12 protein-coding genes are annotated in these 14,290 nt (G+C 41.6%); 8 read left to right on the top strand and 4 right to left on the bottom strand.

Going from position 1 to position 14,290, the window contains the following annotated elements; genetic code table 11:
- The first annotated feature begins 53 nt into the window (after positions 1 to 53).
- Positions 54 to 575 (top strand): thioesterase family protein, encoded by a 522-nt coding sequence (locus tag HF322_RS01405; RefSeq protein WP_169391603.1) that lies wholly within the window; start codon positions 54 to 56, stop codon positions 573 to 575.
- 384 nt (positions 576 to 959) lie between these two features.
- On the top strand, positions 960 to 2,636 hold the full coding sequence (locus HF322_RS01400; protein ID WP_169391602.1) for an AMP-binding protein: 1,677 nt from the start codon (positions 960 to 962) through the stop codon (positions 2,634 to 2,636).
- A gap of 83 nt (positions 2,637 to 2,719) precedes the next feature.
- Here the strand turns inward: HF322_RS01400 and HF322_RS01395 are convergent, their stop codons facing one another.
- The 4 genes from HF322_RS01395 to sohB all read right to left on the bottom strand — a co-directional run bounded on the left by HF322_RS01395 (position 2,720) and on the right by sohB (position 6,675).
- Complete coding sequence (locus tag HF322_RS01395; RefSeq protein ID WP_223193143.1) at positions 2,720 to 3,517, bottom strand: SDR family oxidoreductase; 798 nt, start codon at positions 3,515 to 3,517, stop codon at positions 2,720 to 2,722.
- A gap of 136 nt (positions 3,518 to 3,653) precedes the next feature.
- Positions 3,654 to 4,265: a DUF1543 domain-containing protein gene (locus HF322_RS01390; RefSeq protein ID WP_169391600.1), complete on the bottom strand. Its 612-nt coding sequence runs from the start codon at positions 4,263 to 4,265 to the stop codon at positions 3,654 to 3,656.
- 98 nt (positions 4,266 to 4,363) lie between these two features.
- Positions 4,364 to 5,470, bottom strand: coding sequence for an RNA-guided endonuclease TnpB family protein (locus HF322_RS01385; RefSeq protein ID WP_169391599.1), 1,107 nt, complete (start codon positions 5,468 to 5,470; stop codon positions 4,364 to 4,366).
- Between the two features lie 194 nt (positions 5,471 to 5,664).
- Positions 5,665 to 6,675, bottom strand: a complete 1,011-nt coding sequence (gene sohB, locus HF322_RS01380) for a protease SohB (RefSeq protein ID WP_375138517.1) — start codon at positions 6,673 to 6,675, stop codon at positions 5,665 to 5,667.
- A gap of 332 nt (positions 6,676 to 7,007) precedes the next feature.
- Between sohB and aspS the strand changes: the two genes are divergently transcribed.
- From aspS to HF322_RS01350, 6 genes are all read left to right on the top strand, one after another.
- Complete coding sequence (aspS, locus tag HF322_RS01375) at positions 7,008 to 8,846, top strand: aspartate--tRNA ligase (RefSeq protein ID WP_169391950.1); 1,839 nt, start codon at positions 7,008 to 7,010, stop codon at positions 8,844 to 8,846.
- Positions 8,847 to 8,918: 72 nt separating this feature from the next.
- On the top strand, positions 8,919 to 9,827 hold the full coding sequence (locus HF322_RS01370; protein ID WP_169391597.1) for a lysophospholipid acyltransferase family protein: 909 nt from the start codon (positions 8,919 to 8,921) through the stop codon (positions 9,825 to 9,827).
- A gap of 110 nt (positions 9,828 to 9,937) precedes the next feature.
- Positions 9,938 to 10,714 carry a glycosyltransferase gene (locus HF322_RS01365; RefSeq protein WP_169391596.1) on the top strand — a complete coding sequence of 259 codons (777 nt, stop codon included), beginning with the start codon at positions 9,938 to 9,940 and terminating at the stop codon, positions 10,712 to 10,714.
- Between the two features lie 294 nt (positions 10,715 to 11,008).
- Positions 11,009 to 11,758, top strand: coding sequence for a hypothetical protein (locus tag HF322_RS01360; protein WP_169391595.1), 750 nt, complete (start codon positions 11,009 to 11,011; stop codon positions 11,756 to 11,758).
- Positions 11,758 to 12,609, top strand: coding sequence for a glycosyltransferase family 25 protein (locus HF322_RS01355; RefSeq protein WP_169391594.1), 852 nt, complete (start codon positions 11,758 to 11,760; stop codon positions 12,607 to 12,609). The genes HF322_RS01360 and HF322_RS01355 overlap by 1 nt, the downstream gene beginning before the upstream one ends.
- A gap of 49 nt (positions 12,610 to 12,658) precedes the next feature.
- Positions 12,659 to 14,263 (top strand): phosphoethanolamine transferase, encoded by a 1,605-nt coding sequence (locus HF322_RS01350; protein WP_169391593.1) that lies wholly within the window; start codon positions 12,659 to 12,661, stop codon positions 14,261 to 14,263.
- Positions 14,264 to 14,290 lie beyond the last annotated feature (27 nt).

Genomic DNA, 14,290 nt, shown 5'->3' with positions numbered 1-14,290 from the left:
CATTTTTATGCTAAGTTAATGGGCACTATTGACCTTACTTTTAGAGAACGCTTATGACTGACTTAACTTCTGCGCCATTATTTACTACTCATTATCACGTTTATATCAACCACACGGACGCAGGCGGCATCGTTTATCACGCCAATCATTTGGTATTTTTTGAAAATTGCCGCCGTGACTGGTTTACTCACCTGGGGCTAAACACGTATTTTTTGCAAAATGATAACGGCGACATTCAGCATTTTGTGGTGAGCCAAGCCGACATCAAATACCATCACGCCATTTTACTTGATGAACGCATTGCCGTTCAAATCGATCATATTGAGCTTAAGCCTGCCAGCCTTATTTTTCACCAAAGCATCCGCCGGCAAATCAATGATGACAACAGCACCAACGCCAATGACGCTCGCCAAGTGGTATTAAGCCGCGCCAAAATTGTTATCGCTTGCGTCCAAAATCAAGCAAATGACGACTCAAAATCCAGCGGCAGCATCCGCCCCATCCGCGTGCCAAAACTGCTTCATGATATCATCCAAAACGCGCTTAATCAGCAAAGTTTCGCCTCATCACGCTAAAAACTTAACTGTTGCTTTAATGTAGGCACTTTTTTTATTCCAAACTTTGACCCATTGATTAGGTGTTAAGTTTGGGATTTTTTTATAGGCAATTCTTTTAACCATTTATTCATTGTGTCCTATCTATAAAACTGCTGATTTGATTTTAATAATGGCAACATCAGCTCCTTGTCTAGCCCTTTTTTTAACTCTTACGTCTTTTTTAAGCATTGTAACTTTCAATACCTACCATGTTACTCTAAAGTTAATATTATCAATATCTATCTTCTATAAACCAAGTTGATCTTTTAAAAAGTTTAATCGCTAACAAGGAAGTCGCTAATTTTGATTTTATTATCAATTTTAGCCCGATCGTTTAAGGACAAAAGCAATGATGGAAAAACCTTGGCTGTTACAATAGCAAGCGTTCCTAAGACCATTGACCCCGACAGTTATGATAGCCTCGTGGCGCTTTATGAGGAATGCTTTGAGCGTTTTGCCAAGCACCCTATCAGCATTTGTATGGGCGTAACGCACACGTATGGTGATGTGAATAACGCTTCACTTGCGGTAGCGGCGTGGCTTCAGGCTCAAGGGTTGCCAAAAGGCAGTATTGTGGCGCTCATGATGCCAAACGTGCCACAATATTTGCCAATTATGATTGGAATTTTGCGAGCAGGCTATGTTTGTACGCCCATCAATCCTTTATATACCGGTCGCGAATTGCGTCATCAATTGAACGATTCAGGGGCAAAGGTGATCTTTTTGGTAGACAATTTTGCCCAAGCGCTTGAGCAAGTGGTCGATGAGACGGCAATTGAGCGCATTGTGTTGTCAAAAATGGGCGATATGATGGGCGTTAAAGGCATGCTCATTAACACCATGATCCGGCAAGTCAAGCGCTTGGTTCCCAAATATAAGCTCAATAGCTCAAAGCATGAGGTCACCAAATTCCCTGAGGTGCTTAAAAAAGGCAAATCGCTACCGTTTGCTGCGCCAAAAATTACCCTTGATAAAAAGGCAATTTTACAATATACCGGTGGCACAACCGGATTGTCAAAAGGCGCGATTTTAACTCAGCGTAATTTAGTTGCCGCGGCGATGCAATCTGAAGCTTGGTATCGACCGGTCACCTCAGAGATCAATGAAGTTTATATCAATATGGTCATGGCGCTGCCGTTGTATCATATTTTTGCTTTTATGCTCAGCCTTCTTGGAATGCGCTCAGGATATACCTTTATTTTGGTTCCCAATCCGCGCGATTTGCCCGATTTTGTCAAAACGTTATCGCGACAACCGTTTCATATTTTCCCAGCAGTGAATACGTTATTTAAAGGGCTTCTTGACCAGCCCAAATTTAAAGACCTAGATTTTAGCTCGCTTAAAATTACGCAAGCTGGCGGCATGGCAGCAACGCCGCAAACGGCTGAGCGCTGGCTTAAGGTGACCGGCTGCCCGATGATTGAGGGTTGGGGAATGACCGAGGCGGTCGCTGCAGGAACTGCAAACGTGGTCACCGATCGCAACTTTAACGGCACGATTGGAATCCCAGCGCCAAGTTTGGACGTTATCGTTATTAATGAAAATAACGATCGCTTAGGCGTTGGTATGGCAGGCGAGATGTGCATCAAAGGTCCAAATGTGACCTTAGGCTATTTTAATCAAGACAGCCGCGACTATTTTACCCCTGATGGCTATTTTAAAACAGGCGATATCGTCAGCATGGATGAAAAAGGCTACTTCACCTTACTTGATCGCAAAAAAGATATGATTTTGGTGTCGGGATTTAACGTATTTCCTAACGAGATTGAATCGGTCATGCTCAGCTGTGATGGCGTAAAAGACTGCGCGGTCATTGGTATCCCTGACGAGGCGCAAGGTGAAGCCGTTAAAATCTACGTTGTTCGCGCTGATAGCAATGTTACTACTGAAATGATTAAAGCGTTTGCCCTTGATAATTTAACCGGCTATAAATGCCCGCGATTTATTGAATTTGTAGAGGAATTGCCAAAAACCAACGTCGGCAAAGTACTCCGGCAACAACTTCGCAATAAGCATTTGGCAGATTACCCTAGCTTTTGACTTTATAAAACTAGCTTTATAAAAAAGCCTGACAACAACCTATCAGGCTTTTTTTATAGTTTAAAATTTGGTATTAATTATAATTAGCTAATTTTATTAACTATATTGAGTGGAAGTCGCTTCATCGCTTGACCAACAATTGACCATGGCAAACTTGGAACGCAAGCTTCGTCAACCTCGGCTTCAATAGCAGCAACAATCGCGTTGGTTCCAGTTTCAGCATCAACTTCAAACGGTAGCGGTTTGGCATTGGTATTGATTTCGGTTCGGATGTAGCCGGGGTAAATGGTTGAAACTTTGATCGGTAAATTGCTCAATAGCATGTCAGCGCGGATACCTTCAGCAAGGTAAGCAAGCGCCGCTTTACTGGCGCCATAAGTGGTCATGTGTTTTGGCAGCCCGCGCATGGCTGACATGCTCGAGATAACCACCAATTGACCCGAATTTTGCGATCGAAAAATTTGCATTGCCGCTTCGCACTGAGCAAGCGCAGCAATAAAATTGATTTCGGCGGTTTTGCGGTTGGTTTCAAAGCGACCTTTGCCAATTTGGCGACTGTCACCGATGCCGGCGTTAACGATGACTTTTTCTAATTTTCCAAAATCTTTGACAAATGCGTTAAATACTTGAAATATGGCGCTATAATCGCTGACATCCAGCGCTTGAAACTCAACGCGAATATTAGGATAGCGGCTCATCAGCTCAGCTTTGAGCTGCTCAAGTCGATCCGTTCGGCGCGCGCAAATGGCTAAATTGTAACCAAGTTTCGCAAAAATTCGTGCCATGCCCTCACCAATTCCAGAGCTTGCCCCTGTAATTAGTACGGTTTTCCCAAGACCGACCTGCTCTTTTTCAAGACCTTCTAAGTAGCGTGCAGGCATGACCGCCCCAAAAGCTTGCTTGCGACCATGATTGGCGGTTTGGGTCAGTTTTTTTATCAGTTTTTGTGGCATAGCAATCCTTTTTTATTGTGAGGGGTCAATGATCTTTTGCTAAATATTAGTTAAACGAAAACAGCTAACTTTTATTATTTTGGGGCAACTGGCGTAATTTTTTGAGACTCAAATAGCCAATATAAGCCTGATCGTCCGGCAATGCGTTATCACAAGGAGTAATGACGAGTCGACCTTTGGTTAATAACTCATTAACGTTATAAATCTCATCAACATCCACTTGATGCTTATCATCGATATGAGTGGCAGCGTTAAAAGGGGTAGTTATATCTTTAAAACTAAATTTTTTATAAAACTGGCACTGCTTGGCTTGTTTTATCGCCTCAGCTTGCGAAGGCGCTACGATCAAAAGCTTATGATGATACTCTTCAAATTCACCTGCCAAATAACCGCCCAAATTGATAAAAAATAGCTTTAGCTCAGTTTTTAAAGGTTCATTATTTTTTAAAGGCTCACTATTATTTTCAGTAGGCTGCCAAGCAATTTGATGACCATCCACCACCGTTACTTTGCGATAAGCATCCAAATGCCATGCGTTTTTGACTTCTGACCAATGCTGATTGATTGCCTCAACAAAGTCGCCAATTTCTTCACCAATGCCAAAAAATATATCATGTTGCTCAATCAGGCGACCTTTAGGACGCGCGCCAATTTTGATCATAAATAGCGATGGCATGATTTCTCCTAACTTTAAAGCTAGACTAGGATAAATAAGAATACTTGTAAATAATGATATTGTTGCAGATTAAGTCGGCAATTGACTTCCTCTCCTCCCTAAAGTGAGGGGATTTCTCCAGCGAGACGGCAAAGCCCTGCCGCGAGAATGTTTTTTGCCGCGTTAATATCGCGGTCATGAGTAACACCGCACTCACACTTCCATTCTCTTATTCCAAGCATTGCCCTACCTTTCGGACTGTTTTGGCGTGAGCCGCATCGCGAGCAAGTTTGGGTGGTGTAATTTTCATTCACAATCTCAAACTGACTGTCTGCATGCTTGCACTTGTATTCCAACTGTCGTTTGATTTCAAACCAGCCTGCATCATAGGTTGTTTTGGCGAGTTTGGTGCTCGAAGGAGTGAATGAACGTGATTTAACATCACCGACCACAATCAGCGCGTTGTCTTTGACCAATTGGGTGGTAAATTTATGAATTAAATCTTGTCTTGTGTTTTTAATCTTGGCGTGAATGGCTTGGGCACGCTGTCTATTTTTAGCTCTTTGGGCAACTGCCAGTTTTGCCGCCCATTTTTGTGTTTGTTTGACGGTAAGCTTGTCGCCACTTGAGGTAGTCGCGGCTTCTTTTAATTCTAAATCAATACCGACTTGACCTGTATTATGCTCAGTATGTTTTTTAGGATGGTTTTTAACGGTAATACAGGCGTACCATCTGCCTCTTGCGTCTTGAACCAATTCAAGGGTATTAATTTGATATAGGCTAAGGTTGTAGCTGTCAAACATTTCAATAATTAGCTTTTGATGGTTGGCTAAGCTTAATTGGATGCTTGATTTCAACGCCTTTTTACCGCTTTGGCGAGTGCCAATATACTTAATAGCAGACTTTTTAAACGGTATCCAGCCTAGGCTTTTGCGGCATGATTTAGGATTATTGGTTCGCCATTTTAATTTAGCTTTTTTAAATTGTTTACGGGCTTTGGCGTGACTCTCACCAATCGCTTGAATGGTCTGTGAGTGTAAACCGAGCTCACCGCCTGCACCTTTGGTATAAGCGGCAATGTCATAGGCGCTAAAGAATAGACCGGTTCGTTGCAAGTGCTTAAAACTTAACTCATTGACGTAATTCCAAACGAAGTTAACCGCATGGCTTATGGTATTAAGCGGCTTGCTATGTTTGTCTTTGACTCTGAGCTTAAGTGTTTTCATGCTTTGATTGTGATCGTTTTACAGCTAAGTTGCAAGTGAATACATAGGTTGAGTGACAACCGCTGTCGGCTTATATCCACGCCCTGAACGGTGTGGTTTTACAGCGACTTTGATAAAAAAGCGTCACCGTATTGGTAACGCTTTAGGATACTGAAAAACCAAACGGCTGTCTATCATTGATATCGCAAAACTAACTATTTGAATAAACGTTGAGTGATCTCAACTTTGCGCATCAATTCTGGAAGCTTATTGATGGCAAGCTCAATTCCGGTTTCAGCCGCTTGCGAAAGCCCAAGCTTTTCTGCCAATGTTGGCTTTTGCCGAGATTGCAACGCATAAACGTCATGATCTGCCATCAATTCTAAAAGATAGCTGTCAGATGTTTGAATTGCATCAATCAAGTTTAAATGCAGCGCATCCTCACCATACCAATGCTCACCGGTCGCCACTTTGTCCAAGTCGAGCATTCCGCGGTAGCGATTGACAAAATCTTTAAATAATAAATGGGTTTGCTCAAGCTCTTCTTGGTATTTGGCGCGGTCGCTATCGTCATTTTCACCAAACATGGTCACGGTGCGTTTGTAGTCGCCCGCGGTAAATAGCTCATAATCAACGTCATGATTTTTAAGCCATTTATGAAAGTTAGGCAATTGCGAGACCACCCCAATTGAGCCGATAACAGCAAAAGGCGCCGCTAAAATTCTATCCGCAACGCAAGCCATCATATAGCCGCCGCTTGCTGCCACTTTGTCCACGCAAACGGTCAATTTCAGACCGGCATCTTTAAGCCTTGCCAATTGCGCTGCTGCCAAGCCGTAGCTGTAAACCAAGCCGCCTGAGGACTCAAGGCGCAGAACGACTTCATCACCTTTATTTGCGGTGCTGATTAACGTGCTGATTTCATCGCGCAAGTGCTTAACCGCCGTGGCTTTCATATCGCCATCAAAATCTAATACGAAAACTTGTGACGTTTTATTGCCTTTTTTGGCGTTACTTTTAAGCTTTTGTTTTAAGCTTTGCTTGGTTTTTTTGGTCAACTGTTTTTTAAAGCTCTTAAGCGCAGCCTTGCCTTGGGTTGCTTCAACCAAATGCTCTTGGCGCTGATTTTGAACTTTATTTAAATGGGTAATTTTAAGCTCAACAGGATTTTTTGGTGAGGGTGACAACATAAATTTAGCCTTAAATGAATAATAAAAAGAAAATATAAAAATAATTGTCAAATAATATGCGTGCCAAAGCGATAGATTGCAAGCGTGATTTGGTGAGCAATTGTGGCAGGTCACTTTCTATAGTTTAGCCGGTAGTATTTAGCGCCGTTTGCTTAGGCTTAATTGTGAGCTAATCAAAGTCCGATTGCGCTTGAGTGTTGTATAACAAGGGCACATTAGGCATAATACGCGTTTAGAATTATTTTTATCGCCATCTAAGCTTCGCTGAAATGTCAGTGTTTTTTGGTAAATTTTGACCAAAAAGCTGCGAGGATGGCGACTCTTGAATTGGGCTTTAACTGGAAAACCAAACGATGACGCAACGTGATATGACGCAAAGCACCTCCCCAAACGATTTGATAACCAAAAGTGATAACCGTGATGCGTACTGCGGCGCGGTCGATGAGCGTTTGCTTGAACAAACCATCACGATTGTGGGCTGGGTTCATCGTCGTCGCGACCATGGTGGCGTAATCTTCCTTGATATGCGTGACCGTGCAGGCATCTTGCAGGTTGTGGTTGACCCGGATACCCCTGAGGCATTTGCCACTGCCGATGCCGCGCGACCTGAATACGTGCTCAAAATCACCGGTCGCGTCCGTCGCCGTTATGAGGGCACTGAAAATCCAAATATGATCAGTGGTCAAGTTGAGTTACTTGGCAAACAAATTGAAGTGCTTGCTAAATCTGAAACGCCGCCGTTTCCGCTCAATGATGACAACACCACCGCTTCTGAAGATTTGCGCTTAAAATATCGCTACCTTGATATGCGCCGACCACAAATGCAAGAGCGCATGGTATTTCGCGCTCGCGCCACCTCTGCCATCCGCCGCTACTTAGACGATCATGGCTTTTTGGATGTGGAAACGCCGATTTTAACCCGAGCTACCCCTGAAGGCGCTCGCGATTATTTAGTACCGTCACGAACCCGTCCAGGTAACTTTTTTGCCTTGCCGCAATCACCACAGCTTTTCAAACAGCTGTTGATGGTGTCAGGGTTTGATCGCTATTACCAAATCGCCAAATGCTTCCGTGATGAAGATTTACGTGCGGATCGCCAGCCTGAATTTACCCAAGTTGATATTGAAACCTCTTTTTTAACTGAAGAGGAAATCATGAGCATCAATGAAGGTTTGATTAAGCATTTATTCAAAACCATGCTTGATGTTGATCTGCCTGAATTTCCGCGATTGACTTACGCGGAAGCCATGCGCGATTACGCCTCAGACAAGCCAGATTTACGAATTCCCTTAAAACTGGTTGATGTGGCTGACTTGATGAAAGACGTTGATTTTAAAGTCTTCTCAGGTCCTGCCAACGATCCAAAAGGTCGCGTTGCTGCCCTTCACGTTCCCAATGGTGGTACGCTTAGCCGCAAACAAATCGATGAATATACCAAGTTTGTTGGTATTTATGGCGCTCGCGGTTTGGCTTATATTAAAGTTAACGATGTCAGCAAAATCAATAACGGTGTTGATCAAGACTCAGGACTTCAGTCGCCGATCATTAAAAATATGACCGATGACGTATTAGCAAGCCTTGTTGAGCGCACAGGGGCTGAAAATGGTGACATCATTTTCTTTGGCGCGGATAAGGCTCGGGTGGTCAATGACGCGATGGGCGCACTGCGCCAAAAAATCGGTTTAGATTTAGAGCTTGAAACCTGCACTTGGGCACCGCTTTGGGTGACTGACTTCCCTATGTTTGAAGAAACGGACGACGGTAAATGGACGTCTATGCACCATCCATTTACCAAGCCAAAAGGCTCTGTAAGCGAGCTTAAAGAAAGCCCAGAAACGGCGCTATCCATTGCTTATGATATGGTGCTAAACGGTACTGAAGTTGGCGGTGGTAGCCTGCGTATCAATACCCTTGAGATGCAGCAAGCGGTCTTTGAAGCGCTTGGCATTGACGAGCAAGAAGCCAAAGATAAGTTCAGCTTCTTACTTGATGCCTTAAAATTTGGTGCGCCTCCGCATGGCGGCTTGGCGTTTGGTTTGGATCGCTTGATCATGCTTATGGTTGGCGCAAGCTCAATCCGTGATGTGATTGCCTTCCCAAAAACCAAAACCGCAGATTGTCCATTAACTCAAGCGCCAGCGGAAGTGGACAGCAAACAGCTTCGCGAACTTGGCATCCGCGTTCGTGAAAAAGCTCAGTCAGAATAAGATCAAATAAAAGGTTAACTAAATTAGTATTATGTTGTTTTTCGCTTTAGCAACTAGGGTTTGTGACTCTTCATGAACCCCTATCAGATCTTTAGGTTCGTGCCACTATCCGTACTTCAGATGCTGGCACGAATGATTGCTTGGCTGATGATGTTACTGCCGAACCTGAGCATTACACGCACCATTACGACTAATTTAGCATTAATCGCTCCAACCCTTGACCATGCTAAAAAACAGCAACTCATTACAGAAATCATCCAAAACCAATGCTTAAGCACGGTTGAGTCAGTAAAAAGCTGGGCAATGCCGCCTGATTGGAGCATTGAGCAAATCAAAGATGTTCATAACATTGACATTTTGCAACAAGGGCTTGCAAACCCAAACGGCATGCTTGCCATCGTTCCGCACCTTGGTACTTGGGAGATTATGAACGCTTGGCTCAACCAGTTTGGTGCGCCAACCATCATGTATAAGCCCGTCAAAGGCAAAGTGACCAATGACTTTGTGCTCCAAGGTCGCGAGCGTCTCAATGCCACACTTGTTCCAACGGACGCAAGCGGCGTCAAAGCCATTTTTAAAACACTTAAACAAGGCGGCTTTAGCATTATCTTACCTGACCATGTCCCTGAACCATCAGGCGGCGTTATTGTGCCCTTTTTTGATATTGAGACACTCACCAGCACCCTAGCTTCAAAGCTTGCCAGCAAAACACGCTGCGCTTTGGTCGGTCTATCTTGCATTCGCCGAAATGACAACAAAGGCTTTGACATTTATTGCTACAAGCTTGATGACCCTAAGCTTTATGATAGAAAAGCTGAAGTTTCAAGCGCTGCTCTTAATACCGCCATGGAGACTATGATTAACGCTCATTTTAGCCATTATATGTGGGGCTATCGCAGGTTTAAGCATATCCCTAACCTTGGCAATCCTTATATCGCCACTCCCTCCGCCTTAAACGATTTTATTAAATCAAAAGCTTAGCGTTATTTAAATAAGCTTTTTACGGTAACGATATTTCTAATGTTTAATCGTCTTTATTCGTAGGCAAATCATGCTAAACTAATCGTATTTTTAGCGATTTTGAGAGCACCATGACAGACCATTCCGATTTTCATAATTCCGAAATTGAGCAGCGCTATATCATCTGTATGAAATGGGGCAGCAAATACGGCGCGGAATTTGTCAATCGCTTATATAATATGGTCAATCGGCACTTAACGCTCGATTTTCAAATGGTTTGCCTCACTGATGACGATACTGATATTCACCCCGATATTAAGTGCTTTCCTATCCCTGAACTGAATCTGCCTGCAAACCTCCCTGAGCGCGGCTGGAAAAAACTGACGACGTTCAAGCCTGAATTGTACGGTTTAAAAGGTGTCGCGCTATTTTTAGATATTGATATCGTGATTGTTGATAACATTGACGGCTTTTTTACCTATCAAGCTGACCATGATGACAGCGTGGTCATTATCCGCGATTGGAAAAAGCCGTGGCGGATGATTGGTAACAGCTCAGTGTATCGCTTCAAAGTTGGGATGAATACGTATCCTGATCTACTTGCCAATTTTGAGCGCAACTTTGAGACCATTCGTCAAGAGGTTCGCCATGAGCAGGCGTATTTGTCCAATTACCTGCGCGAGCATCATCACTTAGAATATTGGGACAGCTCATGGTGTGTCAGCTTTAAATACCAATGCATGGCACCGCCACTCCTTAACTTCGTAAAAGCGCCCACCTTACCTCGTGACGCAAAAATCGTAATTTTTCATGGCGAAATCAATCCACCCGATGCCATTACAGGTGGTGGCGGTAAATGGTATCGGCGGGTTTTACCGAGTCCGTGGCTAGAGGAGCATTGGAAATAACTGATTACTTTTATACGTTATAGCCCAAATTCATAAACACGCGCGCAAGAATCGTTGCCATGCGCTCAGCGCCGCGACCTTCTAAGGCTTTTAAAATAAAGAGTATAGAGCCTGATTTCATTGATATGCTAATTGTTATTCGTTGAAATCAAGCCTCATTGCGGATTATTGTTTAAATGTGATAATCTTACCCTTTTTATTTTCAAACTATCCTAACTGAATTCTGATTATATTATAGTTTTAGCTTCTAGATTGACTTTTGGTAAATAAGTCAGCAATCAGGAATACTGTCGCATGAAAAAGCCTCGCTCAAGAATACAAAATTTACTGTCTTTAAATTATCATAGAAAGCGTTTTGGTGGTTCTGCTATTGAGTACTCGACCTGCGATCATGATTGGCAAGCCATGAAAAACCAAACGATTCATGGGGATACGCTCGCTTATACCCATGGTGCCGATAAAAATTTGCAAAGTCATTTGGATAATTTAAAAAACGAGTTCGTTGGCGCGCCTGAGCTGAACTATCATCATGCGTTATTGATTGTATTGATCCGGCGCGGGGTGAATGCTCAGGACAATTTTAAGCAATTTGAACGGCTTTGGAACCAAGAATATCAATTTTTGACCACCTCATTAAACACGCGCTGGCTGATCTCTGCTTGTGATACTTTTATTGACCACAGCCAAGATGAGCATTTAAAAGCGCTCTTGATGAATGCTGTGATTTTAATTAACACCATTAAGCTACAAGAAAGCGAGCGGTTTTTAACAAAAAGCTCTGACAATCAGCCTAATGAGGAGCGATTGCAGTATTTACAACAATCGCGATTAAGCTTGTTTGATGGTGTTTCAGGATTTGCGGTTGGTACGGACGACACGCTCAGAAATATGCGCTGGCGGCTGGATAAACTTTGTCAAAGTCATTCTTTAGGAATTATTGTAATTACCGTATTCAATCGCCTTCAGCTACCAGATTCTGATACCGTTTATTCGCGATTTCGACAAGCTCACAACCGTGAAAAAACCAGTTGGTGGACAAACTAATGCCAAATCAGCCAAATATTAGCGCTATTGTTATCAATTTAGCCAACTCTGTTGGGCGCCTGCGCTTTCAAGAGGCGCAATTGAGCCACTTAAATATCGCTTTTGAGCGCTTTGCGGCAATTTCAACGGCTGACGTAACCGATGCAGATTATGATAAATGGTCTAGCGACTGGCAAAGAAAGCTTCGGCGAACTGAAGTGGCTTGTTTTTTAAGTCATTATTCGGTTTGGCAGACCATTGCCCAATCAAATAAGCCCTATTTGGTTTTAGAAGACGATGCCATGTTGTCAAATCACTTGCCAGCAGCGCTTAACGCCATTCAACACCTAGCAACAGACGATTTTGATCATATTAGTCTTGAAACTCGCGGTCGCAAAAAGCTTATTGGCAACCAAGCTATTTATTTAACTGAGCAACTCACCTTGCAGCCACTTTATTTGGACAAATCAGGAGCGGCCGCTTATATCTTAACGCCTAAAGGGGCGCAAACTTTATTAAATGAAGTTGACCGCCGCGGTGCGGGACTGGCAGATGCTATTTTGTGCCATACCCAAGCATTAAAAAGCTTACAAGCTGTTCCTGCCTTGGCATTTCAAATGGACATGGCAAGTCATTTTGGTATGCAAGACTTAGTTGTAAAAGATAGCGCCTTGAGCAACATCTCTACTTCAAAAAACCCAAAACCAAAAGATAAAGGCTTGGCGATAAATATTAATTATAAATTAAAGCGTATGAATGCTCAATTAGACAGAGCAGCGAAGAGAATTAAATATATTAAAAGTGGCTCATATGGTTTTATTGAGATAAGTAAAGAAGATTTCTCTTATTTCAGTTGTTTTTTAAAAAATTAGTAGTAAAAATATTTAAGAAGCAAATATTTAATATACTTTTGGTAAGGTTATGACTTTTATTGCTATATTTTTATTTATAATTACTTTAAGTTTTTTTCAAAAGTTTAAGAGCATTAAGTATAGAGTAATAAATATATTCATTGTTTCAGCGCTTCTATATGCACTGCTTAGCTTCTATAAGATTATTGCGGCTCCTTTATTTATTTTAGTAGCAGCCATACTAATTATAGAAGCCTATATCACTTATAAATTCAAAGACTTCAATGAAGCTATTTTAGAAGCTATTTTAAATACAAACAAAGATGAAGCTCTTGATATCTTAAAAGAAAACAGCCTACCAATAGCTATTGCAATAATAGCACTCTGCTTTATAAGTTATCTTTTATTTTATCTCACGCCACAAAACGCACTCTATAGCTCTATATTTATCCTGCCTTTATTAGCTACTTTTATCGCGGCACAACTTAGGGTATTTAAGATTGATAAGAGGCTAAAAAGTTATGCTGAACATAGTAAGGATTTTAACCTTATCAACTCTATGGATAGGCTCGACAAAAATGTAATTTCTAGCATTAGAGTAAAATACCCTTTATTTTTTGGTAACTGTTTTTACTTGTTAAACTATCGAAATGACTATCAAATTGATATTAATATTGATAAACGAACTCCTGACTTTATTATAAAGTCAGGTAAACCGAAAGCAAAAAATATTATTTTAGTAATAGGTGAATCCGCTAACCCCGATAGGTTTGGCATTTGCGGTTATCAAGAGTTTAATACTACTCCTAAACTCTCAAAAATATCAAAATATATGATAATCAATAATGTTCATTCTCTATCAAATATGACAAGAACTGCCCTACCTTTTCTTATTGCCTTTCCTAAAGTTGACAATTTTGGTCAAGCTTATACTTATAAGAATATTATCGATATTGCCAATGAGCAAAATTTCAATACTTTTTGGATTGGAAACCAAGCGATTGATAGTCTATTCACGTCAAGCTACGCTTCTATTGCAAAATGCGCAAACAAAGTTTTTTCTCGCGATTATACCTCTTCATCAAGAGAAACTTTTAATCCTAAAGATGACTTAGACTTATTACCACTTTTAGCTTCACACTTACAAGAGCATGGTAGAAATGGTGACAATTCTAACAATTTATTTATTGTTCACACAATTGGTAGTCATGCGCCTTATACCGCTAGAAGCGATGATATAGATAAATCTGCGTTGCCGAACGCTGATCCCTATGACCTTTCAATCCATCATACCGACAGATTTTTAAACGAGATTACAGACTTAGTAAAGCAAAACCTTGATGACTATATTATTGTTTATACCTCTGATCATGGTGAAATACTTGTTGATGAAGGCGGCGGTCTTGAACATGGACTTACTTTTGGAGGTTATCAGCAATATAAAGTTCCATTTTTTATATTAGAAAACAGCTCTTGCCCATTGAATATCAATCGCTATCAAAAAACAAATGGCAATTATTCAAATGATATGGCAGCTTTTTTGATTTTAGAAACCCTAGGATTAGAAATTCAAGAAGATTATCTTTCGAAGTATAGAAAAGAAGACAAGGTTTTACATTCTGATTATAAAGTTTATGACTATGAGGACTTGCCGCAGCCATCTAAACGTAAATAATTTTTGAAACCATTCACAATACACAAT

The organism is Psychrobacter sp. MF31 (assembly GCF_012847335.1).
Classification (GTDB): Bacteria; Pseudomonadota; Gammaproteobacteria; order Pseudomonadales; family Moraxellaceae; genus Psychrobacter.
This window is presented reverse-complemented; position numbering and strand designations above follow the sequence as displayed.